We start from the raw sequence: 25,293 nt of genomic DNA, 5'->3' as shown, positions 1-25,293 counted from the left end.
ATGAAAGTAGTCACTCAAGTTGCAGAACAGCGCAAGGCGCTGGAACAGGCCGTCTCTCAGGCGCTGGAGCTGGCCCGCGCCGGTTCCGATGCGGCGGAAGTCGCGGTCACCAAATCGACCGGCATCAGCGTCAGCACCCGCTTCGGCGAGGTGGAAAACGTCGAGTTCAACAGCGATGGCGCGCTGGGCATCACCGTGTATCACCGCCAGCGCAAAGGCAGCGCCTCTTCCACCGATCTCAGCCCGGACGCCATCGCCCGCACCGTACAGGCGGCGCTGGATATCGCGCGCTACACCTCTGAGGATCCTTGCGCCGGCCCGGCGGAGAAAGATCTGCTGGCGTTCGAGGCGCCGGATCTCGATCTGTTCCACCCGATCGAGCTGGACGCCGAGCGCGGCATCGAGCTGGCGGCGCGCGCCGAGCAGGCTTCGCTGGCGGCGGACAAGCGCATCACCAACACCGAAGGCGGCAGCTTCAACAGCCACTACGGCATCAAGGTGTTCGGCAACAGCCACGGCATGCTGCAAAGCTACTGTTCCAGCCGCCACTCGCTGTCCAGCTGCGTCATTGCTGAGCAGGACGGCGATATGGAGCGGGATTACGCTTACACCATCGGCCGTGCGATGGGCGATCTGCAAAGCCCCGAGTGGGTGGGGCAGGAGTGCGCCCGCCGCACGCTGGCGCGTCTCGCGCCGCGCAAACTGTCGACCATGAAGGCGCCGGTGCTGTTCGCCTCCGAGGTGGCCACCGGGCTGTTCGGTCATCTGGTGGGCGCCATCAGCGGCAGCAGCGTTTACCGCAAATCGACCTTCCTGCTGGACTCGCTCGGCAAACAGATCCTGCCGGCGTGGCTGACCGTCGAAGAGCATCCGCACCTGCTGAAAGGGCTGGCGTCGACGCCGTTCGACAGCGAGGGCGTGCGCACCCAGCGGCGCGATATCGTCAAGGACGGCGTGCTGCAAACCTGGCTGATGACCAGCTACTCGGCGCGCAAGCTGGGCCTGCACAGCACCGGCCATGCCGGCGGCATCCATAACTGGCGCATTGCCGGGCAGGGCGCCGACTTCGCCGGCATGCTGAAACAGCTTGGCACCGGCCTGGTGGTCACCGAGCTGATGGGCCAGGGCGTCAGCGGCGTCACCGGCGATTACTCGCGCGGCGCCGCCGGTTTCTGGGTGGAAAACGGCGAGATCCAATATCCGGTCAGCGAGATCACCATCGCCGGCAACCTGAAAGACATGCTGCGCAACATCGTCAGCGTCGGCAGCGATATCGAAACCCGCAGCAATATCCAGTGCGGTTCGGTGCTGCTGCCGGAAATGAAGATCGCCGGTCAGTGATTCGCGGCGCGGCCGGCACCCGCCGGCCGCGCGTTATCCTGCCTCAACCTTGCTTACAAATCTCCGGTTTCGGTTTTGCCCGGCCTTGCCTATGGTAACGGTGGGTTAATTAAAACAATAACTGGAAGGTGAGCAAACATGCAGAATACCCTGAAAGCGCTGGCGGCGTTGACGCTGCTGGCAGCCAGCTCGCTGGCGGTCGCCGCCGATCTGGGCGACGATATGGACACCCTGGCGGAAAACTACAAAACGGTGCTGAATACCGATTCCGCCGCCACCCTCAAACAGAGCCTGCAAAACATGCGCGCCGCCGCGCAGGACGCCAAACAGGGCACCCCGCCGAAGCTGGAAGACAAAGCCGCTGACAGCCCGGAGATGAAAGATTTTCGTCACGGGCTGGATACCCTGATCGGCCAGATCGATCAGGCGCTGGCGTTGGCCAACCAGGGCAAAGTCGCCGAAGCGAAGCAGCTGGCGCAGGGGTTCAAACAGACCCGCGACGCCAACCACAAGAAATTCCGCTAAACCGTCAACCGTCGCGCCCGTCTTCCGTCAGATAGGAGGAGGGCGCCTGCCCCAGCACGCGGCGAAACATGGTTGAAAACGCCGCGCTGCTGTCATATCCCATCTCCATCGCCACCTGCGTTACGCTGCGCCCTTCGGCCAGCAGCGCCAACGCCAGCACCACACAAGCGCGCTGGCGCCATTGCGAAAACGGCAGGCCGGTCTGCGCGCGAAAGAAGCGGCTGAAGGTGCGAATGCTCATGTACAGACGAGGGGCCCACCGCTGCGCGGAGTCGTGGGCGTCGGGGTGCTGCAAAAAGGCGCGGCACAGCTCGCCCAGCCGGGGATCGGCGGGCAGCGGAATGTGCAGGGGCAAGGGCTGCAGCCGAGCCAGCTCATGCAACAGCAGCGTCGCCAGCGCTCCGTCGCGCCCTTCTTGTTCATACTCCAGCGGCATATCCACCGCCGCCATCAACAGCTGGCGCATCAGCGGAGTGACGCTGACCACCTGGCACACCTGAGGCCGTTCGGCGGGCAACGCGCCGGGTTCGAGGTACAGGCTGCGGGTGGTGACGCCGACCATCCTCACCGCGTGCGGCATCTGCGGCGGCAGCCACACTGCGTGCTGCGGCGGGACGACCCAATTGCCTTGCTGCGTGAAAACGTGCATGACGCCGGTGGCGCCGTACAACAACTGCGCGCGCCGGTGGCTGTGCATCGGCAGCAGGTGCCCCGGCGGATAATCGGTGCCGATGGCGATCACCGCGCGCGTTACGTGGTCGATGTCATCAATGCGGACGTTGCGCATGTGTTCCCTTTGGCGGGCAGGTTGGCCGAAACGCAATGATAGTTGGCCTTTCATATAAAGCAAGCCAACGGCCGTCGCCCTACTATCGGAGCAGAAAAATAACGCTTGTTCGGGGCGCCGCTATTTTATCGGCCATATAGCCCGTGCAAGTTTTCACACCGGGGTGGGACGAAGATTTTCGTTCTCGCAATACAAGAAGTTAATAAGGAATAAAGCATCTTTTTATTCCAACACCTGAAGCAATAGTTCTTAGCGCAGTTCAATGACTATAAGGTGATATTTCATGTATAAGTTCGGTGTGGTTGGCGGCGGAGCCGCCGGGATCGCTTTTGCGTATAACTTTATAAAAAATAAGTCGGTTAATCATTGCAAAAGGCCGCTTTCCCTGACGGTGTTCGACAAGCAGGGCTTCAAGGGCGGTATGGCATACAGCAGCGATTTTGACAGCCATATATTAAATATGACGCCGGAAAATATGTCGGCGGATATTTTCGACGATGTGCACTTCGTCGATTGGATCGCCATGCATTTCCCACAGTTTTGCCAGGATCGTTATCCGCCGCGCTGGCTGTATCGGGAATATCTCGATTTTATTCGAGACATGACGATTTATATGGCGGCGGATAGCAACGTAGCGCTGAATTTCGTGACCGCCGAAGTGAATGCCATCGCGCCGCTGGAAGCCGGCTACCGGCTGACCACCACCTGTGGCGGCGCCGAACAGATGAACGCGCTGGTGCTGTGTTCGGGGCACAACCCGCCGGAATGTCTCTATCCGGTGGATGGGGTGATCGCTTATCAGGCCCACCAGGATCTGCCGCCGATCAACCCTTATTCGAGCATCGGCGTGATCGGCTGTAGCCTGACGGCGATTGACGCCATCGTTGAGCTGATGGAGCGCCTGGGGGCGACCGACATCTGCGCCCTGTCGCGCTCGGGCCTGTTCCCCAGCGTGCAGCCGGCGCTGATGCGTCCGCCGCCGGAGGCGTTTGTGGAGGGGGTTCGGCGCTTTGTCGCCGGCCGCGATTTCATTGACGCGCATCAGCTGGTGCATGCGATCAACGCCGCGCTGGCGCGCCACTATCCGGGGCCGGAGCGGTTGACGGTGCTCTCGGCGCTGGGGGAAAGGCGCGATTGTTACCGCGATCTGGCGGAAAGCCTCGATCGCGCGCGTTTTGCCCGGGAGCATATCTGCAGCTATCTGGCGGCGATCCACCCGGCGGTGTGCGCCGCCTGGGTCAAGATGGATGCCAACAACCGGCAGGTCTTCATGCGCTTTTACAACTCCTCCTGGATGCGCAATCGGCACGCCATGCCGATCAAGAACGCCAACAAGATCGTGGCGGCGCTGGAGAGCCAACGCCTGCGCGCCTGTGGCGGCCTGGCGGATATCAGCAAGGGAACGGACGGGTTTATCCTTCGTTGCCATGAGGCACGGGTGCATGCGCAGTATCTGTTCAACTGCACCACGCCGTCCTATCAACTGCCGCCCAACCGGCTGAGCCAGCAACTGCTGCAAGACGGGCTGGTGCAAGAGAACCTGTTCGGCGGCGTGAAGTGCAACCCGCACACGCTGAAAATCGCCGACCGGCGCGGCCGCGAGCAGCATCTCTACTCGCTCGGCGCGCCTGCCAAGGGCGATCTTTTTTACACCTCGGCGATGGAGTCCATCACGCGGGATATCAGCAAGATCGTGTTCAACAACCCTATTTTCAACGCAAAGAAGGCTGAAGCATGAAAAACGTAGCGCTCTTTGTCGGCAACGACATTTTCTCCTGGCTGGTGTGTCAGGATCTGATCGCCACCCTGAAGAGCGAGTGTGCCTTTACGGTGTATTTCCCCCTGGCGAAAAGCGCCGGGCGCACGCAGGAGCCGGCGGTTCGCCGCCTGGGGCTGTATGAGCGCGAAGTGCTGAACGATTTCGTGTTCCCGTTCGTTGGCCGCAACGCTGCCGCCTGCGAGGGGGCCTATCAGCCGCCGGCCCTGTTCCTGGCCGCCGCCGGGGTCAAAGCGCATCGCGTTCTCGACATCAATGACGCCGCGTTTATCAGCAGCCTGGGGCATATGGATGGGGTGATCTCCCTGCGCTGTTATCAGAAATTCTCCGCCGACTATGTGCGCGCCTTCAGCCGACGCGGCAAGCTGCTGTGGAACCTGCATCCGGGGGACTTGCCGCGTTATCGCGGGGTGATGACGCTGTTCCGCGCGTTGATGAACGGTGACAGGGACTGTGCGGTAACGCTGCATGAAATGGATGAGCACTGGGACGCCGGCCCGGTTATCGCCCGCCTGCCCGCCGAGCTGCGTCACGATCTGTCGTTCCTGGAAAACATGATGCTGTTGGGCGTGCAGAGTGGCTCTTTCCTGGCGCGCCGGCTGATGTTGGCGGAGCACAGCGAAGCGATCGCGGCGGAAAAGCAGGGCGATTCGCGCTATTGGGGCTTCCCGGACGCGCAGACGCTGGCGCAGGCGGAACAGGCGGGCATTGAGCTGGTGGACCATGACGCCGTGCGCGAGCAGTATCTGGGGCTGTTCGTCGGCGATCGTTTTCACCCGCTGGCGGGGCAGTTCTGCGCCGGGTTCGACGACTTCGTGCGGGCGCACGGCCATGATTGAAACCTTGATTGTACTGGGTGCCGGTTTTCTGACCGGCATCACCACCATTCTGTTCGGCTTCGGCGGCGGCTTTGTGGTGGTGCCTTTCGTCTATCACCTGATCTCCGCGTCGGGCGAGCAGCCCGGCCAGGCGATGCATATCGCGGTGGCGACCTCGACGGCGGTGATGATCCTCAATGCGAGTTACGCCACGCTGACCAACTGGCGCAGCGGCAACCTGCTGCGTGAAACCATCGTGCCGCTGATCTTTTTCATCGGCATCGGCGCGGCGCTGGGCGCGTTCGCCTCCTCGCTGCTGGCGGACGGCGTGATCCGCGGGCTGTTCGTGGCCTATATGGCGGTGACCATCGCCGACTGTCTGTTCCGCCGGGGCTTCCTGATCAAACCGGCGCGCGCCGAACTTTCCCCCGCCACGCTGTGGGGCGGCGGGCCGCTGATCGGCGGCATCGCCACCCTGCTGGGGGTGGGCGGCAGCGTGATGACGGTGCCGCTGCTGCGCCGCCATGGTTACGACATGAAGTATTGCGTCAGCGCCGCCAACCCGCTGTCGATCCCGGTGGCGGTGATCGGCGCGCTGATGTATATCGTGTTGGGGTGGCGCGAGATGAGCGGGCCGCAGTATCTGGGCTACGTCAATCTGAACATTCTGGGGTTGCTGGTGGCCGCGGGAATTGCGGGGATCGCATTTGCCAGGCGCTGTTTGCCTAAGGTGAGCGATGCGCTGCATGCCAAAATCTACGTGCTGCTGCTGATCGCCGTGCTGATCGCTATCTGCGTCTGAAACAGAAAGGGCGGCCGGATGCCGCCCTGAGAACCGCTTAACGGTGGTATTCGCCCGCCGCTTCCGGCTGGTACAGTAACTCCAGCACTTCAATCCGCGCTTCTTCACCGTTCGGCAATTGCCAGGAAATCTGCTTGCCGACGTGCATGCCGAGCAGCGCTGCGCCCAGCGGCGCCATCACCGACAGCTGATCGTGGCTGTCTTTCAGCGATGCCGGGTAAACCAGCGTGCGCACGTGCTCTTCATCGGTGTGCAGATCGCGAAAACGCACGCGGCTGTTCATGGTCACCACGTTGGCCGGCATTTTCTCCGGCGGCAGGATTTCCGCGCGATCCAACTCGTCGTTCAGCGCGGCGGCGACGTCGGTGTTGGCAAAGGCCGGTTGTTCCAATAGCGCATCCAGGCGTTCCGCATCCAGCTCATTAATAGTAATGATGGGTTTGGTCATTCCACTCTCCAGTCAAATCAAAGGGTGCCAGTCTGTGCACCCATAAATTCGGAAAAACAACACAAAGCAACACCCCCGCGCCAGAGGAGCGGGGGTGTGGGTAATGTCGATTTGTCCCATTGATAGTAGGCGGTTGGGACGAGAAAAGAAAGAGATCCCGATCACGAAGGCTTTCATCGTCAATTGTGGCGAAAGAAACGGTTAGCCCGGTTATCTATATGTTATCTCATTAACTTTTTCACCGCAGCGCCGTTTTGCGAAATGGATCCCCGCGCGTCATGCGATTTCCACTTCGAACTGGAAAAAACCGGTCTACACAGAAAATCCTACCGGGGGTAGGGTAAAGACATCACAGAAAGCGGGTTATTCAGGTGATGCGCTTTACGGCTTACTGATTAATGTGGGATCTAGGGGTACTGAAAAGTGAATGATGGATCTGCTTCGATAAAAGAAATTGAACAATCCGATGTCAGCGCAGCCGGTGAGATCACCGCTCGGGTGTTGGCGGATATTGCCGCGATGCTGAATGCTGAAAATATTTATACCAATGCGGTGCAGCAACAGATGCTGGAATCGCATATTCGCGCCATGGTGCTGCGTTCAATAACCGGCGAGCCGTTGCCGGAGGTGGATAAATCGTTGTTCGACGAAATCTCCGCCGAATCCATGCAAATGGCGGAGCGCGTGGTGAATCAGCTTGGCACATTGCCTATCGAAGAAGCCTATTTATTGTCAGTGCACTTCGAAGTGGCGAAAGATAATAACGCATAGCGGTTAACGCATCGATTTCAATCAGGAGAATATACCATGGGTCAAATTACCGTAGTGATCGGCGATCGTTTGGGTAAAGGGCAAAAAGTCGGCCAGGGCGTTGAAAACGCAGGCGGAAAAGCGGTGGTTATCCCCGGCGTGGCGGCGGATATGAAGCTGGGTGACGTCATGAAAGCGGAAAACGCGCAGCTGGGCATCTCTTTTTGCGGCAGCGGCGGCGCCGGCGCGATTACCGCGCAAACCAAACACGGCTACAAAGCCAAATACGGCATGCGTTCGGTGGAAGAGGGCGTGACGGCAATTAACGAAGGCTGCAACGTGCTGGGCTTCGGCTTTATGGATAAAGAAGAGTTGGGCCAGAAATTGGTGGAAGCCTACATCAAAAAACATGGCAATCCATAATGAAAGAGCAATATACCACATCGGTAAAGGTGGAGGGTAAAGGCGACAGCAAAGCGAAAGCTTTTGCTTCCGCCTTGGCTAATGTGCAGGGTGCGGTATTAAAGTCCACCAACAATATTCTGCTGCGTATCGAGCCGCAGGACGTCAGCGTAGTGAGAGCGGAAGAGAAAATAACTAAAGAGAAATTTCTTTTCTTCTTTTTGCCGCGTGAAAGAAAGAGCTATGCCGTTTCTCTGGAAATAACCGTGAGCGTAACCATTATCAATACCGAGAAGGTTGTCTTCGTCACGAAATAAAAACGTTAGCATAAATGAAAGGGTATACTGATGTTTTTAATCATCTTATTTAAATCGATTATTATCGGTGGGCTGGTGGGGGTCGGCGTAGGGGCCGGCGCCGCACGCATGTTCCACGCGCCGACAACACAGGGCATGGGGGCGTTTCGCACCCTGGGCGAGCTGAATTCCTGCGAGGGCGATCCGGCTTCCCACTTCTCATTCGGTCTGGGCTTCTTCTTCAACGCCTGGGCGTCTTCCGTGGCGGCGGGTTCCTTCACGCAGGACGTCGACCACCGCATCATCCCGCACTGGGGCGCGGCGGCCCTGATGGTCAAGAACCGCAATCTGGCGCAAACGCTGCACGATCCGAAAAAAATGGCCATCGCCTGCGGCATCATCGGCATGCTGGTGGTGGCCTTCCTCAATACCACCGCTTCCGCCGTGCCGGCCGCGCTGCAGGTCACCGCGATCAAGGTGCTGGTGCCGGCGGCCAACCTGCTGGTGAACACCGTGATGCCAGTGATCTTCTGGCTGGCGGCGATCGACGCCGGGCGCCGTTCCGGCTTCTGGGGCACCATCTTCGGCGGCCTGGCGCAGCTGATCATGGGCAACGCCGTGCCGGGCCTGGTGCTGGGCATTCTGATCGGCAAAGGCGTGGAAGAGAGCGGCTGGAACAAGATCACCAAGATCATGATGGCGGTGATCGTGCTGCTGTTCGTGCTGAGCGGCTTCTTCCGCGGCTTCGACATGAAAGTTCTCGAGTCCTTCAGCCTCGGCGTGCCGGGCTGGCTGGACGCTATTCACAACACCCTGAGCGGTAAATAAGGAGCGGGATGATGGAAGAGCAAACCCAAAAAGGCTTCTGGTACGCCGACTGGTCATTCCCGATTTTTGTTGGCCTGCTGTCCTCCGGCGTGTTCGCCGGGACGCACATGTATTACCTGTACGGCATCGGCGCCTTTAACGAAGTGGCGTTCGTCTCCATGCTGCGGGCGGGGATGGATACCGGCGTATACGGCGCGGTGGCGGCGTTCGGCGCCAGCTTCCTGTTCGCGCGCATCATCGAAGGCTCGCTGGTGGGCATCCTGGACATCGGTGGCGCGATCCAGACCGGCGTCGGGCTGGGCGTGCCGGCGCTGCTGCTGGGGGCCGGCATCGTGTTCCCGGTCGCCAACTTCGCCGCTTCGCTGGTGACCGGCCTGGTCATCGGCCTGGCGATCGGTTACGTGATCATTCTGGCGCGCAAATTCACCATCAATCAGAGCAACTCCACCTACGGGGCGGACGTGATGATGGGCGCGGGCAACTCGTCGGGCCGTTTCCTCGGGCCGTTGATCATCCTGTCGGCGATGACCGCCTCGATCCCGATCGGCATCGGTTCGCTGCTCGGCGCGCTGCTGTTCTATATCTGGGGTAAACCGATCACCGGCGGAGCGATCCTCGGCGCGATGATCCTGGGGGCGATCTTCCCGGTAGCCATTTCTTGAGAGGCCTGCGCCAGGCGCCGCCCTATGCGGCGGCGCCCGGGCTAACAGGAGCAATGCGGTATGTATGACTTAGTAATCAGAGGCGCCAGACTGGCGGACGACACGCTGATCGATCTGGCGGTGAAAGACGGCAAAATCGCCTCGGTCGGGCGGCTGGCGGCGGACGTCAGCGCCGTTCGCCAACTGGATCTGGCGGGCAACTGCCGCCTGAGCGCCGGTTGGATCGATGCGCACGTGCACTGTTATCCCGACTCGCCGATTTACCATGACGAGCCGGATCGGGTCGGCGTCGCCAGCGGCGTCACCAGCGTGGTCGATGCCGGCAGCACCGGCGCCGACGATATCGACGCCTTTTATCAGCTGACGCGCAGCGCCAAAACCAACGTGTTCGCCTTCCTCAACATCTCGCGCATCGGCCTGCTGCGGCAGAACGAGCTGGCGGAGTTGACGGACATCGACAAGCGCGAGGCCGGCCAGGCCATCGCCAACCATCCCGGTTTCATTATCGGCATCAAGGCGCGCATGAGCAGCAGCGTGGTGGGCAAGAACGGCACCCGGCCGCTGGTGTTGGCCAAAGAGATCCAGCGGGAAAACCGCCAGCTGCCGCTGATGGTGCATATCGGCAACAACCCGCCGGATCTGGACGAGATCGCCGATCTGCTGACTCGTGGCGACATCATCACCCACTGCTACAACGGCAAACCGAACCGCATTCTGACGCCGGCGGGCACGCTGCGCGAGTCGATCCAGCGCGCGCTGCGGCGCGGCGTGTTGCTCGACGTGGGGCACGGCACCGCCAGCTTCAGCTTCGAGGTGGCGCGCCAGGCGATCAAGCTGGGCATTTTGCCGCACACCATCAGCTCCGATATTTACTGCCGCAACCGCATAAACGGGCCGGTGCACAGCCTGGCGACGGTGATGTCCAAATTTTTCAGCGTCGGCCTGACGCTGCCGCAGGTGATCGCCTGCGTGACGGAGAACGCCGCGTCGGCGCTGCAGCTCAGCGGCAAAGGGCGGCTGGAGCCGGGCTATGACGCCGATTTCACGCTGTTTGAACTGCGCCGCGAACCGCAGGTGTTCGCCGACGCCGAAGGGCAAACCGCCGAGGGCGAACAGCTGTTGGTGCCGCTGGCCGCGGTGGTGGCCGGGGAAATCCTATTAACCGAACAAGGGGAGGCAAGCGATGTCTTCGATTTATGAAAAATACGGTTTGAAGCAGGTGATCAACACCTCCGGCCGCATGACCATTCTCGGCGTTTCCACGCCGCGCCAGGATGTGATCGACGCCGTTGACTACGGCCTGAATCACTATTTCGAAATCAAGGATCTGGTCAACAAGACCGGCGCCTACATCGCCGATCTGCTCAACGTGGAGGACGCGGTGATCGTTTCCTGCGCCTCGGCGGGCATCGCCCAGTCGGTGGCGGCAGCGATCGTCAAAGATAACGCCAATCTGCTGGTGAACCTGCACTCGGCGCCGATCGCCGTGCCGCGTGAGATCGTGTTGCCGCGCGGCCACAACGTCAACTTCGGCGCGCCGGTGGACACCATGGTGGCGCTGGGCGGCGGCAAGGTGGTGGAAGCGGGCTACGCCAACGAATGTTCGCCGGAGCAGATTGAAGCCTGCATCACGCCGCAGACGGCGGCGATCCTGTACGTCAAATCGCACCACTGCGTGCAGAAAAGTATTCTGTCCGTCGAACAGGCGGCGGTGGTGGCGCGCAAGCATAACCTGCCGCTGATCGTCGACGCCGCGGCGGAAGAAGATCTGATGTGTTACTACCAGATGGGAGCCGATCTGGTGATCTACAGCGGCGCCAAAGCCATCGAGGGGCCGACCAGCGGCTTGGTTATCGGTAAGAAACAGTACGTCGAGTGGGTGAAGCTGCAGTCCGGCGGCATCGGCCGGGCGATGAAGGTCGGCAAAGAGGGCATCCTCGGCCTGACGCAGGCGATCGAAAGCTATCTGACGCTTGAGAAAACCACCGGGCAACAGATGGTGGCGCGGATGACGCCGTTCCTCGACAGCCTCAACACCCTGACCGGCGTCAGCGCCAGAACCGTCTGGGACAGCGCCGGCCGCGATATCGCCCGCGCCGAGATCGCCTTCGACGAAGCGGTGCTGGGGCGGTCGACCTATGACATCGTCCAGGCGCTGAAAACCGGCGACATCGCCATCTACTTCCGCGGCTACAAGGCCAACGAGGGCAAGATTGAGGTCGACGTGCGCAGCGTCGATGAGCAACAGCTGATGACCGTCTTTACCTGTATCAAAAACCTGTTTACGGAGAAACAAGCATGAAGCTGCAGCCTAACTACTATCGTGACCGCGTCTGCCTGAACGTGCTGGCCGGCTCCAAAGCCAATGCGCAGGACATCTACGCCGCGGCGGAAGGCCATGTGCTGGTGGGCGTGCTCTCCAAGAACTACCCGGACGTCGACAGCGCGGTGACCGACATGCTGCGCTATGCGCGCCTGATCGACAACGCGCTCTCGGTCGGACTGGGCGCCGGCGATCCGAAGCAGTCGGCGATGGTCAGCCTGATCGCTCAGCAGGTGCAGCCGCAGCACGTCAACCAGGTGTTTACCGGCGTTGGCGCCAGCCGCGCGCTGCTGGGCCAGAACGACAGCGTGGTCAACGGCCTGGTATCGCCGACCGGCCGCGTTGGCTGGGTGAAGATCTCTACCGGCCCATTGAGCGCCGCGGCGCCGGACGGCATCGTGCCGGTGGAAACCGCCATCGCCCTGCTGAAAGACATGGGCGGCAGCTCCATCAAATATTTCCCGATGGGCGGCCTGAAGTGCAAGGACGAATATCAGTACGTAGCTAAGGCCTGCGCCGAGCATGACTTTATGCTGGAGCCGACCGGCGGCATCGATCTGGAGAACTACGAGCCGATCGTCGAGATCGCGCTGGCGGCCGGCGTGAAACGCGTGATCCCGCATATCTACAGTTCGATCATCGACGCCGCCAGCGGCGACACGCGCCCGCAGGACGTGAAAACCCTGCTGGCGATGACCAAAAAGCTGGTGGGCTGAACGCGCAATGGGATGAGTTAAACGCTGGGAGGCGAAGGTTTTCCCGTGGCGCGGCATGCCGCGCCGCCGTTAGCTATAGCCTATAGCTTTCAAGTTGCAGTTAGGCGGCAAGCGCAGGAGCCCCAGGAGCTTACTTAAGTAAGTGACTGGGGTGAAAAATCTGCCGGGAGCAGATTTAAACGCTGCTTGCAGCGGCCCCGAAGGGGGGAGGCCCATGGATGGGCCGAGTAACTGCGTAGCCAACAACGCTGCGGCTTGAAAGATGACGGATATATACTGAGGATTACTATGCGAAACAGGCAGGCTCCAACCCGACGCACCGCGTTGTTCCTGGCGCTGCTGGCCATGACCGGCCCGGCGCTGCATGCTGAGGATGCAATGAATTCCACGTCATCTCATTTCGCCTATATCGGCACCTACAATCCCAACGGCGAAGGCGTTTACCGGGTGCAGGTCGATCCGGTCAGCGGCGCGCTGAGCCAGGTTACGCTGGTCAGCAAAGTGCCGAATCCGGCGCAGCTGACGCTGGGCGCCGATGGCAAGACGCTGTATGTCGCCAGCGAAGTGGCCGATTTCAACGGCGGCAAGCACGGCGGCATCACCGCTTACCGGGTCAATCCGGCCGACGGCGGCCTGACGCAGCTCAACCAGGTGGATTCGCAGGGAGCGGGGCCGGTGTATCTCTCATCGACGCCGGACGGGCGCCATCTGCTGGTGGCGAACTATGTCAGCGGCAGCGTGGCGGCTTTCCCGATCGAAGCGGACGGCAGCCTGGGCGCCGCCAGCTCGGTGCAGCAACAGCAGGGCCCGGCGGGCGCGGCCAAACCGGCGGCGGCGGTGAACGGCAGCTTCGCCATCAGCGATCACAACGGCCCGCATGCCCATATGATCGCCAGCGATCCGAGCGGCAAGTTCGTGTTCTCCACCGATCTGGGGTTGGATCGCATCTACCAATGGCGCTTTGACGCCGCGAGCGGCCGGCTGACGCCGAACGATCCGCCGTGGATCGCCGCCTCTTCCGCCGGCGCGGGTCCGCGTCACTTTGTGTTCCATCCGGACGGCGAAACCGTGCTGCTGGTGAACGAAGAGGCCTCGACGTTGACCAGCTACCGTTTTGATCGCCAAAAAGGTACTCTGAAACAACTGCATGCGATTTCCGCGCTGCCCGCCGACTATCAGGGCACCAGCTTCGCTTCGGGGCTGGCGCTCAGCAAGAACGGCGACACGCTGTACGTCGCCAACCGGCTGCATAACAGCATTGCCCAGTTCAGCGTGGGCGCCGGCGGTGAGTTGAAACCGGTGGCGGAAACCTGGACGCGCGGCGATTATCCGCGTTCGCTGGCGCTGAGCCCGGATGGCCGCTATCTGTATGCGTTGAACCAGCGCAGCGATAACGTCACCCGCTTCAGCGTAAACCCGACGGACGGCAAACTCAGCGTTGTGGGCGGCTATCTGCCGATCGGCAGCCCCTCGCAAATGGCGTTTCTGCCGCCGCCGAAGTAACCCGTGGCCCGCCCGGTTCGCCGGGCGGGTCGCCTGATTGACGGACACAGAATGGTGCGATTTCCTTACCCGCGTTTGGCTTACTTGTTCGATGCCTTGCAAACCGAGACTTTGCCGCAGGATGAGCTGGCGAAGCGTTTCGCCGTGTCCACCCGCACGGTGCGGGCGGACATCACCGCGCTGAACGAGATTCTGGACAAATACGGCGCGCGTTTCGTGCATAACCGCGGTGCCGGCTATCGCCTGCAGGTCGATAACGCCGCGCTGTTCAGCGCCCTGCAGCATCAGGAGCGCCGCAAGCATGCCACCCCGCGCAGCGCGCAGGAGCGTGTGCATTATCTGCTGGTGCGTTTTTTGACCTCAGCCTTCTCCCTTAAACTGGAAGATCTGGCCGACGAGTGGTTCGTCAGCCGCGGTACGTTGCAAAACGACATGGCTGAGGTGAGAGAGCGTCTGGCGCACTATCAATTGACGATTGAAACCAAGCCGCGTTACGGCATGAAGCTGTTCGGCACGGAGATGGCGATCCGCGCCTGCCTGACCGATCTGCTGTTCCAACTGCAGCTGGCCGACGCCGAGAACCCGCTGCTCAACAACGAGATCCTGCTGCAGCCGCAGGTAGCGGCGTTCGCCGGATTGCTGCACCCGCTGCTGTCGCAATACGCCATTCGCCTGACCGACGAGGGCGAGCAGTACCTGATCTTCTACTGCGCGGTGGCGCTGCGGCGCATCAACGACGGCTATCCGCTGCCGGACTTCGAGGTGGAAGACGGCGACGACGCGGTGCGCCAGGTATCGACCCGCCTGGCGGCGGAACTGCGTTCGGCCTCCGGCAAAGAGATCTCGATGGCCGAAGAGGCCTATCTGCGGGTCAATATCGCCGCGCGGCGCGTGCAGGACGTGCAGCCGACCGAGATCAACGCCGACGATGAAGAAGCGCTGGTGGACTACATCCTGTCCTACATCAACGCACACTATAACTACAACCTGCAGGGCGACGAGCAGCTGCGGGCCGATCTGCTCACCCATATCAAGACCATGATTACGCGGGTGAAATACCAGATCAATATCCCCAATCCGCTGTTGGCCAACATCAAGCAGCACTATCCGATGGCTTACGACGTGACGCTGGCGGCGGTCTCCAGCTGGGGCAAATACACCCCCTATACCCTGAGCGAGAATGAGATAGGCTACCTGGTGCTGCACATCGGCGTGGGGCTGGAGCGGCATTACAACATCGGTTATGAACGCCACCCGCAGGTGATGCTGGTGTGCGATACCGGCAACTCGACGGTGCGCATGATCCAGGCGCAGATTGCGCGTAAGTATCCGCAGCTGGTGATGACGCGTATCGTCTCGCTGCGCGATTACGAGATGCTTGCGCATATCGACGAAGACTTCGTGATTTCCAACGCCCGCATCGGCGAAAAGAACAAGCCGGTGGTGGTGATGTCGCCGTTCCCAACCGATTACCAGCTGGAGCAGCTGGGCAAGCTGGTGCTGGTGGATCGCACCCGACCGTACATGCTGGAGAAGTTTTTCGACGCCGAGCATTTCATGGTGCTCAACGAGCCGCTGACGCAGGCGGAACTGTTCAGCCGAGTGTGCGGCCAGCTGGAGCGGGAAGGGTACGTCGGCGCGGACTTCTATCCGTCGGTGGTCGAACGCGAGGCGATCGTCTCCACCTTGCTGGGCGAGGGCATCGCGCTGCCGCACTCGCTGGGGCTGCTGGCCAAAAAGACCGTGGTGGTGACGCTGCTGGCGCCGCAGGGCGTCGCCTGGGGAGAAGGTGAGGTCGCGCACGTGATTTTCCTGCTGGCGATCAGCAAGAGCGACTATGAAGAGGCGATGGCGATCTACGAGCTGTTCGTCACCTTCGTGCGTGAACGCTCAATGAGCCGCCTGCTGAGCAGCGACAGCTTCGACAGCTTTAAAGCGGTGGCGCTGGACTGCCTGAGCCGGAGCTGAGGGGCTAATCCGCTTCCGGCAGGAAGAGGGCCGGGGGCAGATTGAAGCGTTTGGCCAGCGCCATAATGTGCGGAATGGTCAGCGATCTTTTGCCACTCAGGATTTGGCTGACCAACGACTTTTTACCGATCTCATGTTCAAAATCACTTTGGCTAAGTTGGTGTTGTTCCATCAATACGCGAAGCGCGGCCACTCCTTGCGGGAGTTGGGCGATACGCTGGTTGAATGCGGTAAATTCGGCGCTGTTATCTTCATATTCGGCGATTTTTTTTGCCAGCATGTCAATCAGCGGATGGTGTTCATCGTTTTCCAGCAAATATTCCACCAATTCGAGCGCTTCCCGGTAGTCTTGCTGAGAGCTGCTGCCCTGCAATAAGGGCACGGCGCGCAGCAGCGCATCGGCGGCCTTAATGGCATCTGTAATCATGATGAACTCCTTCGATAGTGCTGCATCAGCTTGTCGTACTCGGCGTGGCTAACGATATGCTTTATGAAGACTTTCTGTGTCTCGAAGCTGGCGAAGAACAAAATCCGCAGGTGGTTGCCGCCGACGTCAATGATCCACCATTTCTCTTTGTATTTCATACGATCGAGCGAAGGAAAAAGCGCTTTTAACTCGTCCGGCGTGCGGAACTCGCCGCGTCGCAACGCTTTATAAATGGCCTCGAGAGCAGCGGCTTCATTAGGGTATTGCTTGGTTGCGTTATTGAACGGCTCCCTGGAAATGATATGCATCGCTCCCTCGATTCCTGCCTGGTGAACATTATAGCGACTGTCTTAGGTGTTCACAAATTGTAAACTTATCATCCCCGCTCACAGTGAGAGGGAAATACCCGGCCGCAGCCCGTTTTTGTCGTTGCATACTATTGCGGTTAGCGCCGTGCGGGTAAATCAATACTTCGCATTTACAGGCAGTTACGGCTGACTTTGGAAGCGGATACGCAAAGTGAAAAGCGGGAGATCGTGTCAGGGAGAGAAGGCAAAGAGAACGAACGCGTCGTTGCGACGCATTCGCGGGAGGGCTTCAGCGGCTAATCTTCATCAAACCCGGAGTTGAACAGCTCGACGACCGCCTCCAGCGCGTTGACTTCGTCGGGGCCGGTCGCTTCGACTTCGATATGCCGGCCCTGGGCGGAGTCCAGCATCAGCAGCGCGATGACGCTGCTGGCCTCGGCTTCGGTGCCGCTTTCGTTGCGCAGCATCACTTCGGCGTCGAAGCTTTGCACCAGCTCGAACAGTTTCATCGCCGGGCGCGCGTGCATGCCCAGCTTGTTTTTGATTTCAACCGTCTGTTTGACCGTCATTGTTTGCGCTTTTCCAGCGTGCGGTGGCGTGACTGCACGTTCTTGCCGCGCGAGCGGAAGTAATCGGCCAGCTGTTCCGCCACGTACACCGAGCGGTGCTTGCCGCCGGTACAGCCGATGGCGACCGTCAGGTAGCTGCGGTTGTTGGTTTCCAGCATCGGCAGCCATTGCTCCAGGTAGCTGCGGGTCTGGTAGATGAAGTTGTGCACTTCGGTATGGCGATCGAGGAACGACGCGACCGGCTTATCCAGACCGGTCATCGGCCGCAGCTTCGGATCCCAGTGCGGGTTCGGCAGGAAGCGCACGTCGAACACGTAGTCGGCGTCGATCGGGATGCCGTGCTTGAAGCCGAAGGATTCGAACACCATGGTCAGCTCGCGCTCACGCTTGCCCAGCAGGCGGGTGCGCAGCATTTCGGCCAGCTCGTGCACCGACATTTCCGAGGTGTCGATAATCAGGTCAGCCCGCGAGCGCAGCGGTTCGAGCAGATCGCTCTCTTCGTCGATGGCGCTTTCCAGCGACAGGTTTTTGCTGGAGAGCGGGTGCAGGCGGCGGGTGTCGCTGTAACGGCGGATCAGCGTGTTGCGATCGGCGTCGAGGAACAGCAGCTGCGGCGAGAAGCTGTCCGGCAGCTGAGTCATCGCGTATTCGAACACTTCCGGCGATTCCGGCATGTTGCGCACGTCGATGCTGACCGCCGCGGAGATATTGCGTTCCGCCAGCGTATTGGCGAGCTGCGGCAGCAGCACCACCGGCAGGTTGTCAACGCAGTAAAAACCCATGTCTTCCAGCGCCCGCAAGGCGACAGATTTTCCGGAACCGGAACGGCCGCTGACAATCATCAGCACCATGTGGCAACTCCCCTGGCATCGCGGCGGCGTTCATCGCCACCGGTGGAAACTTTGTTATTCCGGCCGAGGCCGGATCCATCATCGTGAAACAGTAACGTTATCCGGGCTGGAAGTCACGCCGGCCGGACATTACTCGGTGATGATTTGGTAAAGTTCTTCGTCGCTTTGCGCGGCGCGCAGGCGGCGGCATACGGTTTTGTCGGCCAGGCGTTTGGCGACCAGCGACAGGGTATGCAAATGGGTTTTGCACTGATCGGCAGGCACCAGCAGCGCGAACAGCAGGTCGACCGGCTGGTTGTCGATAGCGTCGAAAGCGATGGGTTGGTCGAGACGGATAAACACGCCAACGGCCCGCAGTGTGTCCTCTTCCAGTTTGCCGTGGGGAATGGCGATACCGTTGCCGATACCGGTGCTGCCCATGCGCTCCCGGGTGAGAACCGCGTCAAACACCACCTGCGAAGGCAGATTGAGCTGTTTGGCGGCCAGTTCGCTGATAATTTCCAAAGCCCGCTTCTTGCTGGTGCAGTGTACCGAGCTTTTGGTGCACTCGATGTTTAACACCGAGCTTAATTGCATATATTCGTTGTTCATCTCATCTTCACTTAAAACCGCGCCGCCGGGCGCACCCGGCAAGGCGGTTTTTCGTCGGTTTTAACCCTGATTACCGTTCGGCGCGTCACCCATGCGGGTCACGCGCCGAAGGGCGAGGCGGCGACGGATGCCGCCTCATGGAGTGGGTTAGGGTGTCAGTGTTGCTTCAATTTGTCTTTATGTTTGTTCAATTGACGTGCCAATTTGTCGATCAGCGTATCAATTGCGGCATACATATTCTCGTCTTCCGAGGTGGCGTGCAACTCGCCTCCATTCACGTGCACCGTTGCTTCCGCAATTTGCTGCACTTTTTCCACACTTAATACAACATACACCTGATTGATGCGATCAAAATACTGTTCGAGTTTGGCGAACTTGTTGTTCACGAACTCGCGCAACGGATCGGTGATTTCGATGTGGTGTCCGGTAATGTTGAGCTGCATAGTGTCTTCCTTCTCAATAGAGGTCAAACCAACTGTTTACGCTGGTTCGACGGCGGGATGGACAAAGACTCTCGGTACTTGGCGACGGTGCGCCGCGCCACGATGATCCCCTGATCGGCGAGCAGGGTGGCCAGCTTGCTGTCGCTGAGTGGCTTGGCGGGGTTTTCCGCCGCAATCAATTTCTTCACCAACGCGCGGATCGCCGTCGAGGAGGCTTCGCCGCCGCTGTCGGTATTCACGTGGCTGGAGAAGAAATACTTCAATTCAAAAATGCCGCGCGGGCTGTGCAGAAACTTCTGCGTGGTGACGCGCGAGATCGTCGATTCATGCATCTCCACGGCCTGGGCGATATCCGCCAGCACCATGGGTTTCATAAACTCTTCGCCTTGCTCGAAGAACGCCTGCTGTTGGCTGACGATGCAGCGGGTGACCTTCAGCAGCGTCTCGTTGCGGCTCTCCAGGCTTTTAATCAGCCACTTGGCTTCCTGCAGGTTGCTGCGGATAAACTGGCCGTCGGCTTCGCTGCGGGCGCTGTTGCCCAGCGCGGCGTACTGCTGATTGATCTTCAAACGCGGCACGCTGTCGCCGTTGAGCTCGACCGTCCATTTGTTCTGCGTCTTGCGCACCAGCACGTCCGGGATCACGTATTCCGACTCGCCGGTATTGATCGACTGCCCCGGGCGCGGATCGAGCGACTGAATCAGCAGCATCGCTTCTTTCAGTGTATCTTCTTTTAGCCGGGTTGATCGCATCAGGCTGCGAAAGTCGTGGTTGGCCAACAGATCCAGATGGTCGCTGATGATCAGCCGCGCTTCGGCCAGGTAAGGGGTGTCTTTGGCGTATTGGGAGAGCTGCACCAGCAGGCAATCGCGCAGATCGCGCGCGGCGACGCCGATCGGATCGAAACGCTGCACGCGCTTCAATACCGCCTCGACTTCCTCGAGGGTCACGTTCTCGTCGCCCAGGCTTTCCAGAATGTCTTCCAGCGGCACGGTGAGATAGCCGGTGTCGTCCACCGCGTCGACGATGGAGGTGGCGATGGCGGCGTCGGTATCGGAGAACGGCGTCAGATCCACCTGCCACATCAGGTAATCCTGCAGCGTTTGGGTGGTCTCGCCCTGATAGACCGGCAGTTCGTCGTCGCTGTAGTCGGTGCCGGTGCCGGACGGCGTGCCGGCGGTGTAGATCTCATCCCAGGTGGCGTCCAGCGGCAGCTCTTCCGGCATGTCTTTCTGTTCCAGCGCCTCGCGGGTATCGAGCCCCTCGGTCTCCTGGGTTTCTTTGGCGTCGATTTCGTCGTGCAGATCGGTCTGTTCAAGCAGCGGATTGCTCTCCAGCGCCAGCTGGATCTCTTGCTGAAGTTCAAGCGTGGACAACTGCAGCAGGCGGATCGCCTGCTGGAGCTGAGGAGTCATGGCCAGCTGTTGGCTGAGCCTGAGTTGCAAACCTTGCTTCATAGTTTTCTGTCTACTTCCGTTAACGGTGTCGCCCCGCAGGGCGCGCCGGCGCTTAGAGGCGGAACTCTTCGCCCAGATAAACGCGTTTAACCTGCTCGTCGGCCAGAATAGCATCCGGCGTGCCGTGGGCAATCAGTTTGCCCTGGCTGACGATGTAGGCGCGTTCACACACGTCCAGCGTCTCGCGCACGTTGTGGTCGGTGATCAGCACGCCCAGGCCGCTGTCACGCAGGTGCTCGATGATTTTCTTGATATCGATAACGGAGATCGGATCCACCCCGGCGAAGGGTTCGTCCAGCAGTATGAATTTCGGGTTGGCCGCCAGCGCGCGGGCGATTTCGACGCGGCGACGCTCACCGCCGGACAGCGCCTGGCCGAGGCTGTCGCGCAGATGGGAGATATGGAACTCTTCCATCAGCTCCTTGGCGCGGTCTTCGCGCTGTTCGCTGGTGAGATCGGGGCGAATCTCCAGCACCGCCATCAGGTTGTCGTACACGCTCAGGCGGCGGAAGATCGACGCTTCCTGCGGCAGGTAACCGATGCCGCGGCGCGCGCGGGCGTGCAGCGGCAGCAGACTGATGTCTTCTTCGTCGATCACGATGCGCCCGGCGTCGCGTGGCACGATGCCGACCACCATGTAGAAGGTGGTGGTTTTACCGGCGCCGTTCGGCCCGAGCAGGCCGACGATCTCGCCGGATTTCACTTTCAGGCTGACGTCTTCGACAACTTTACGGCCCTTGTAGGCTTTCGCCAGGTTTTCTGCGATGAGTGTTGCCATAAGTGATTAGTTACTCTTTTTCTGCTCGTTTTTGTCTTGCAACTGCGACGGTACCAGAACCGTTGTCACGCGTTTGCCTTTGTCGCTAAACGCCTGCATTTGCTGCTGTTGCACCAGATAGGTGATGCGATCGCCTTTCACGTTGCTGTCGAGCTGCTCCAGATAGGCGTTGCCCGTCAGGGTCACCAGCTGGGTCGCCACGTCGTAACGCACTTTCTGCGCGTGGCCTTTGACCGGCTTGCCGCTGTCCTGCATCTGGTAGAAGGTTACCGGGTTGCCGAACGCTTCAATATAGGTCTTATTCTGATCTCCGCCCGGGCGGGTGACCACCACCTTATCGGCGCGAATATCGATGGTGCCTTGCTTGATCACCACGTTGTCGGTGAAGGTGCTGACGTTGCTCTGCATGTCCAACGACTGCTTGAGCGAGTCGATGCTGACCGGCTGGCTGGAGTCGGATTTCAGCGCCAGAGCGGGGGCGCTGGCGGCCAAAACTAAGCTGCCGAGCAACAGGTTACGGAGTTGGTTTTTGGTTCTGAATTTCATAGTTGGTCTTAACCTTATCAATCAGCTCAGCGGTTTTGGTCCGCAGGTTCCCACGCATTTTCATGCCGTTAGAGGTAAAATTGGTCCCGTAAATCGTGACTTCGTCATCGGAGGTGACGTCCTGGGTGACCAGGTTTACCTGAGCGTTGTCCGTCTTAATTTTTTCCAGCTGCGAGGTGGTGGTCAGGCTGTTTACCTCGACGTGACCATACAGATACAGCATCCGGTCTTTAGTCAGTTTGGCGCGATCGGCGCGAACTGACCAGGTGGCCACCGCATTCTCATCGAACAGCGTCATTACCGGCTGGGTGAACCAGCTCAGCTCGCCGGCGGTGTAATACTTCGCGTCTTCCGCCACCAGTTTGTAATTCAGCTTGCCGGCCGGGTTGTACACCACGGTGACCGTGTGCTGGCTCTGGTAGGTCGGATCCTGATCGTTGACCGGGCCAGGGGCCGTGTCGTCGCTGAAATCCGTCATGTTCCAGCCGATCAGCGCCAGAACGATCACCGTCAACAGGATGGTGATCCACAGTTTGGTTTTACTCATATCGACAGCCCTTTGGCGTCCTCCAGCTTATTTTGAGCCAAAAGAATGATGTCGCACAGTTCGCGCACCGCGCCGCGGCCGCCGGCAATGCGGGTGACGTAGTGGGCGCGCGGCGTCAGCAGCGGGTGGGCGTCCGCCACCGCGACCGCCAGGCCGACCTGCGCCATCACCGGCCAGTCGATCAGGTCATCGCCGATATAGGCGACCTGATCCGCCGTTAACGACAGTTTATCCAACAGTTCGCGGAAGGCCAAAAGCTTATCGGATTGCCCCTGATACAGATGGGTGATACCGAGCGTCTGCGCGCGGTCTTCCAGCAGCTTGGCGGAGCGACCGGTGATGATCGCCACCTCGATGTCCGAGGTTTTCAAGCAGCGGATGCCGTAGCCGTCGCGCACGTTGAACGCTTTCAATTCTTCACCGTTGTTGCCCATGAAGATCAGGCCGTCCGACAGCACGCCGTCAACGTCGCAAATCAACAGGCGGATGTTCCCGGCACGCGCCATAACCTCTTGTTCTACCGGCCCGTAGCAGGTTTCTACCATACCCATTCCGTTCTATTCCTTAATTAAACGACGCCGGCGCGCAGCATGTCATGCATATGTACCACACCCAGCAACTGGTCGCCATCGGCAACCAGCAGCGCGGTGATGTGGCGTTGTTGCATCAGGTTCAATGCATCGACCGCCAGGATGTTGGGGCGCACCCGTACGCCGCCCGGCGTCATGACATCGGCGATCTTCGCCTCGTGCAGGTTGATGCCCATGTCGAACACCCGGCGCAGGTCGCCGTCGGTGAAGATGCCGGCGATTTTCATCAAATCGTCGCAGACAACCGTCAGGCCCAGATTTTTGCGGGTAATTTCCAGCAGCGCGTCGCGCAACGAGGCGTCGGCGCTGACGTGGGGCATTTCGTCGCCGCTGTGCATGATATCGCTAACCCGCAGCAGCAGTTTGCGGCCGAGTGCGCCGCCCGGATGCGACAGCGCGAAGTCTTCCTGCGTGAAACCGCGCGCTTTCAGCAGCGCGACGGCCAGCGCATCGCCCATCACCAGCGTGGCGGTGGTGCTGGTGGTCGGCGCCAGCCCCAGCGGGCAGGCTTCCTGCGGCACCTTGATGCACAGGTGGATATCCGCCGCCTTGCCCATCGAGCTTTCCGGATTATTGGTCATACAGATGAGGGTGATCTGCTGGCGTTTCAATACCGGGATCAGCGCCAGGATCTCGCTGGACTCGCCGGAGTTGGAGATGGCGAGCACGATGTCCTGCGGGGTGACCATGCCCAAATCGCCATGGCTGGCCTCCGCCGGGTGAACGAAGAATGAGGGGGTGCCGGTGCTGGCGAAGGTCGCGGCGATCTTGCAGCCGATATGGCCGGATTTGCCCATGCCCATCACCACCACTTTGCCGCCGCAGGCGGCGATCGTTTCGCAGGCGCGAGTGAAGTCTGCGTTGATGTAGCTGTCGAGCTGAGCCAGCCCTTCACGCTCTATCTGAAGCACTTCTTTGCCGGCCTGCTGAAAATCGAAGCCCGGTTGCAACTCAATGTTCGACATACTCATTCCCGTCGGTTTAGCCGAAAGTACTGAAAGGGTTAAAGAACAGCACCGCAAGATACGCAATAAAGCCACATAATAACAGCGCGCCCGCCAGGTGACCGATGCGATGCTTGCGGCCGATGCACAGTACGCTCAGCAGCACGCTGGCCGCCAGCATCACCCAGTAATCGCGCTGGAAGGCGGCGGCGTCTACGCTGCCCGGCGACAGCAGGGCGGGGACGCCCAGCACGATCACCGTGTTGAAAATATTGGAGCCGATGATATTTCCAATCGCCATATCATCCTCGCCCTTCAGCGCCCCGGCGATGGAGGTGGCCAATTCGGGCAAGCTGGTGCCGATGGCGATAATGGTCAAGCCGACCACCAGTTCGCTCAGGCCGAAATAGTGCGCAATCACCGTCGCGTTATCGACCACCATTCTGGAAGAGAGCGGCAGAATGATAAACGCCAGCACCAGCCACAGCACCGCCACAGTGTTGCTGCTGTCCTGCGGCAGCTCGGCGATCTGCTCCATGGTCAGGCTGTCGCTGCCCTCGCGCTGCGCCAGCCGGGCGATTTTCAGCATCAGCAGGATGAAGCCGGCGGCGGCGGCCAGCAGCAGCACGCCGTCCAGCCTGCTCAGGGTGCCATCCATCAACACGAAACCGCACAATACTGTGACCGCTAACATCAACGGCAGTTCGCGCCGCAGTATCTCGGAACGCGCGGCCAGCGGGTGAATCAGCGCCGCCACACCCAGGATCAATAAGATGTTGGTGATGTTGGAACCTAATACGTTGCCAACGGCCATATCTATCTGCCCGTTCAGCGCGGCGGTGGTGGACACGATCAGCTCCGGCAGCGAAGTGCCGATGCCGACGATGGTCATGCCGATGATCAACGGCGGGACGCCGAGCGAGCGGGAAATCACGGCAGCACCATAAACTAAGCGGTCTGCACCATACACCAGTAGAAATAAACCAACGATTAATAATGCTATCGCGAGAAACATGCAGGGTCCTTTGTCGGGTATTATCCCGGTTCGTTGGTTAAAGCCGTCAATGCGGCGGTATTGCTTGCCCTCCGTTGCGCGCGTGTGAGCCGCAGCAACGGTTTTTCCCGGCTAATAGTTGAACAGTTTCGTTTTTTTTCGTTATGGCGCCAATTTTGACCGGGTGGCGCGGAAAAGTAAAACCAATGGCACCATTGGTTGCGAAATGGCAGTAAGTTTTTGTAAAGATGAGACGGATTGCGCCCATTGCTTTAACATCACGGGTAGATTCAGCAAAAGAT

At 60.1% G+C, this 25,293-nt stretch carries 30 protein-coding genes; 15 read left to right on the top strand and 15 right to left on the bottom strand.

Translation table 11 applies throughout. The features are described 5' to 3' along the window. Both pmbA and cybC read left to right on the top strand, forming a co-directional pair. Positions 1-1,341 (top strand): metalloprotease PmbA, encoded by a 1,341-nt coding sequence (gene pmbA / locus ACK3CV_RS22305; protein ID WP_033648986.1) that lies wholly within the window; start codon positions 1-3, stop codon positions 1,339-1,341. A gap of 138 nt (positions 1,342-1,479) precedes the next feature. Then, on the top strand, positions 1,480-1,866 hold the full coding sequence (gene cybC, locus ACK3CV_RS22300; RefSeq protein WP_033636156.1) for a cytochrome b562: 387 nt from the start codon (positions 1,480-1,482) through the stop codon (positions 1,864-1,866). Positions 1,867-1,870: 4 nt separating this feature from the next. On the opposite strand, the gene ACK3CV_RS22295 is transcribed toward cybC, so the two are convergent. Then, positions 1,871-2,653, bottom strand: coding sequence for an AraC family transcriptional regulator (locus tag ACK3CV_RS22295; RefSeq protein ID WP_025304388.1), 783 nt, complete (start codon positions 2,651-2,653; stop codon positions 1,871-1,873). Positions 2,654-2,936: 283 nt separating this feature from the next. Between ACK3CV_RS22295 and ACK3CV_RS22290 the strand changes: the two genes are divergently transcribed. The 3 genes from ACK3CV_RS22290 to ACK3CV_RS22280 are packed head-to-tail and all read left to right on the top strand — an operon-like array spanning position 2,937 to position 6,050. Further along, complete coding sequence (locus ACK3CV_RS22290) at positions 2,937-4,391, top strand: FAD/NAD(P)-binding protein (protein ID WP_041036837.1); 1,455 nt, start codon at positions 2,937-2,939, stop codon at positions 4,389-4,391. Then, positions 4,388-5,269 (top strand): formyltransferase family protein, encoded by an 882-nt coding sequence (locus tag ACK3CV_RS22285; RefSeq protein WP_041036836.1) that lies wholly within the window; start codon positions 4,388-4,390, stop codon positions 5,267-5,269. Before ACK3CV_RS22290 ends, ACK3CV_RS22285 begins: the two co-directional genes overlap by 4 nt. Continuing rightward, positions 5,262-6,050 carry a sulfite exporter TauE/SafE family protein gene (locus ACK3CV_RS22280; protein WP_041036834.1) on the top strand — a complete coding sequence of 263 codons (789 nt, stop codon included), beginning with the start codon at positions 5,262-5,264 and terminating at the stop codon, positions 6,048-6,050. Before ACK3CV_RS22285 ends, ACK3CV_RS22280 begins: the two co-directional genes overlap by 8 nt. 37 nt (positions 6,051-6,087) lie before the next feature. Here ACK3CV_RS22280 and rnk read toward each other — a convergent pair whose 3' ends face one another. After that, the gene (gene rnk / locus ACK3CV_RS22275; RefSeq protein WP_004936993.1) at positions 6,088-6,498 is read right to left on the bottom strand and encodes a nucleoside diphosphate kinase regulator; all 411 of its coding nucleotides are present in this window, start codon (positions 6,496-6,498) and stop codon (positions 6,088-6,090) included. 444 nt (positions 6,499-6,942) lie between these two features. On the opposite strand from rnk, the gene ACK3CV_RS22270 reads away from it, so the two are divergent. From ACK3CV_RS22270 to ACK3CV_RS22225, 10 genes are all read left to right on the top strand, one after another. Further along, positions 6,943-7,269: a glycine dehydrogenase gene (locus ACK3CV_RS22270; RefSeq protein ID WP_489009902.1), complete on the top strand. Its 327-nt coding sequence runs from the start codon at positions 6,943-6,945 to the stop codon at positions 7,267-7,269. A 36-nt stretch (positions 7,270-7,305) separates the two neighbouring features. Then, the gene (locus ACK3CV_RS22265; protein WP_033636151.1) at positions 7,306-7,671 is read left to right on the top strand and encodes a glycine-rich SFCGS family protein; all 366 of its coding nucleotides are present in this window, start codon (positions 7,306-7,308) and stop codon (positions 7,669-7,671) included. Continuing rightward, positions 7,671-7,967, top strand: a complete 297-nt coding sequence (locus tag ACK3CV_RS22260; protein WP_041036832.1) for a DUF4312 family protein — start codon at positions 7,671-7,673, stop codon at positions 7,965-7,967. The genes ACK3CV_RS22265 and ACK3CV_RS22260 overlap by 1 nt, the downstream gene beginning before the upstream one ends. 30 nt (positions 7,968-7,997) lie before the next feature. Continuing rightward, entirely contained in the window at positions 7,998-8,774 is a 777-nt protein-coding gene (locus ACK3CV_RS22255) for a DUF4311 domain-containing protein (RefSeq protein WP_004937006.1), read from the top strand. Positions 8,775-8,785: 11 nt separating this feature from the next. Continuing rightward, positions 8,786-9,436, top strand: coding sequence for a DUF4310 family protein (locus ACK3CV_RS22250; RefSeq protein ID WP_033636148.1), 651 nt, complete (start codon positions 8,786-8,788; stop codon positions 9,434-9,436). A 60-nt stretch (positions 9,437-9,496) separates the two neighbouring features. Beyond that, the gene (locus tag ACK3CV_RS22245) at positions 9,497-10,636 is read left to right on the top strand and encodes an amidohydrolase/deacetylase family metallohydrolase (RefSeq protein WP_041036830.1); all 1,140 of its coding nucleotides are present in this window, start codon (positions 9,497-9,499) and stop codon (positions 10,634-10,636) included. Further along, positions 10,620-11,738, top strand: a complete 1,119-nt coding sequence (locus tag ACK3CV_RS22240) for a DgaE family pyridoxal phosphate-dependent ammonia lyase (protein ID WP_049212950.1) — start codon at positions 10,620-10,622, stop codon at positions 11,736-11,738. The genes ACK3CV_RS22245 and ACK3CV_RS22240 overlap by 17 nt, the downstream gene beginning before the upstream one ends. Further along, complete coding sequence (gene dagF, locus ACK3CV_RS22235) at positions 11,735-12,475, top strand: 2-dehydro-3-deoxy-phosphogluconate aldolase (RefSeq protein WP_004937022.1); 741 nt, start codon at positions 11,735-11,737, stop codon at positions 12,473-12,475. Before ACK3CV_RS22240 ends, dagF begins: the two co-directional genes overlap by 4 nt. Before the next feature lie 288 nt (positions 12,476-12,763). After that, positions 12,764-13,978, top strand: a complete 1,215-nt coding sequence (locus ACK3CV_RS22230) for a lactonase family protein (RefSeq protein ID WP_164039565.1) — start codon at positions 12,764-12,766, stop codon at positions 13,976-13,978. Positions 13,979-14,029: 51 nt separating this feature from the next. Further along, the gene (locus ACK3CV_RS22225; protein ID WP_033648995.1) at positions 14,030-15,946 is read left to right on the top strand and encodes a BglG family transcription antiterminator; all 1,917 of its coding nucleotides are present in this window, start codon (positions 14,030-14,032) and stop codon (positions 15,944-15,946) included. A gap of 4 nt (positions 15,947-15,950) precedes the next feature. Here the strand turns inward: ACK3CV_RS22225 and ACK3CV_RS22220 are convergent, their stop codons facing one another. The 13 genes from ACK3CV_RS22220 to ACK3CV_RS22160 all read right to left on the bottom strand — a co-directional run bounded on the left by ACK3CV_RS22220 (position 15,951) and on the right by ACK3CV_RS22160 (position 25,012). Further along, complete coding sequence (locus ACK3CV_RS22220) at positions 15,951-16,373, bottom strand: helix-turn-helix domain-containing protein (protein WP_033636138.1); 423 nt, start codon at positions 16,371-16,373, stop codon at positions 15,951-15,953. Beyond that, the gene (locus ACK3CV_RS22215) at positions 16,370-16,681 is read right to left on the bottom strand and encodes a type II toxin-antitoxin system HigB family toxin (protein WP_164039568.1); all 312 of its coding nucleotides are present in this window, start codon (positions 16,679-16,681) and stop codon (positions 16,370-16,372) included. Before ACK3CV_RS22215 ends, ACK3CV_RS22220 begins: the two co-directional genes overlap by 4 nt. 296 nt (positions 16,682-16,977) lie before the next feature. Beyond that, entirely contained in the window at positions 16,978-17,250 is a 273-nt protein-coding gene (npr, locus tag ACK3CV_RS22210; RefSeq protein ID WP_033648996.1) for a PTS phosphocarrier protein NPr, read from the bottom strand. Beyond that, a complete protein-coding gene (rapZ, locus tag ACK3CV_RS22205) occupies positions 17,247-18,101 on the bottom strand; it encodes an RNase adapter RapZ (RefSeq protein ID WP_015379177.1) in 855 nt (284 codons plus the stop codon). The genes npr and rapZ overlap by 4 nt, the downstream gene beginning before the upstream one ends. Positions 18,102-18,230: 129 nt before the next feature. Beyond that, entirely contained in the window at positions 18,231-18,692 is a 462-nt protein-coding gene (gene ptsN / locus ACK3CV_RS22200) for a PTS IIA-like nitrogen regulatory protein PtsN (protein ID WP_016930212.1), read from the bottom strand. Positions 18,693-18,847: 155 nt separating this feature from the next. After that, positions 18,848-19,135, bottom strand: a complete 288-nt coding sequence (gene hpf, locus ACK3CV_RS22195) for a ribosome hibernation promoting factor (RefSeq protein WP_004937038.1) — start codon at positions 19,133-19,135, stop codon at positions 18,848-18,850. A gap of 23 nt (positions 19,136-19,158) precedes the next feature. Beyond that, positions 19,159-20,592 (bottom strand): RNA polymerase factor sigma-54, encoded by a 1,434-nt coding sequence (gene rpoN, locus ACK3CV_RS22190; protein ID WP_033648997.1) that lies wholly within the window; start codon positions 20,590-20,592, stop codon positions 19,159-19,161. A 52-nt stretch (positions 20,593-20,644) separates the two neighbouring features. Then, positions 20,645-21,370: an LPS export ABC transporter ATP-binding protein gene (gene lptB / locus ACK3CV_RS22185; RefSeq protein ID WP_004937040.1), complete on the bottom strand. Its 726-nt coding sequence runs from the start codon at positions 21,368-21,370 to the stop codon at positions 20,645-20,647. Between the two features lie 6 nt (positions 21,371-21,376). Next, positions 21,377-21,916 (bottom strand): lipopolysaccharide ABC transporter substrate-binding protein LptA, encoded by a 540-nt coding sequence (gene lptA, locus ACK3CV_RS22180; RefSeq protein WP_004937045.1) that lies wholly within the window; start codon positions 21,914-21,916, stop codon positions 21,377-21,379. Further along, positions 21,885-22,463 (bottom strand): LPS export ABC transporter periplasmic protein LptC, encoded by a 579-nt coding sequence (gene lptC, locus ACK3CV_RS22175; protein ID WP_033654803.1) that lies wholly within the window; start codon positions 22,461-22,463, stop codon positions 21,885-21,887. The genes lptA and lptC overlap by 32 nt, the downstream gene beginning before the upstream one ends. Continuing rightward, positions 22,460-23,014: a 3-deoxy-manno-octulosonate-8-phosphatase KdsC gene (kdsC, locus tag ACK3CV_RS22170; protein WP_021505108.1), complete on the bottom strand. Its 555-nt coding sequence runs from the start codon at positions 23,012-23,014 to the stop codon at positions 22,460-22,462. The genes lptC and kdsC overlap by 4 nt, the downstream gene beginning before the upstream one ends. Positions 23,015-23,031: 17 nt before the next feature. Beyond that, complete coding sequence (gene kdsD / locus ACK3CV_RS22165; RefSeq protein WP_033648998.1) at positions 23,032-24,018, bottom strand: arabinose-5-phosphate isomerase KdsD; 987 nt, start codon at positions 24,016-24,018, stop codon at positions 23,032-23,034. A 16-nt stretch (positions 24,019-24,034) separates the two neighbouring features. Then, the gene (locus tag ACK3CV_RS22160; protein WP_025160120.1) at positions 24,035-25,012 is read right to left on the bottom strand and encodes a calcium/sodium antiporter; all 978 of its coding nucleotides are present in this window, start codon (positions 25,010-25,012) and stop codon (positions 24,035-24,037) included. Positions 25,013-25,293: the final 281 nt, after the last annotated feature.

This window comes from Serratia sp. TSO36 (assembly GCF_057808395.1).
The sequence above is the reverse complement of the archived record's forward strand: the minus strand, read 5'-3'. Positions and strand labels throughout refer to the sequence as shown.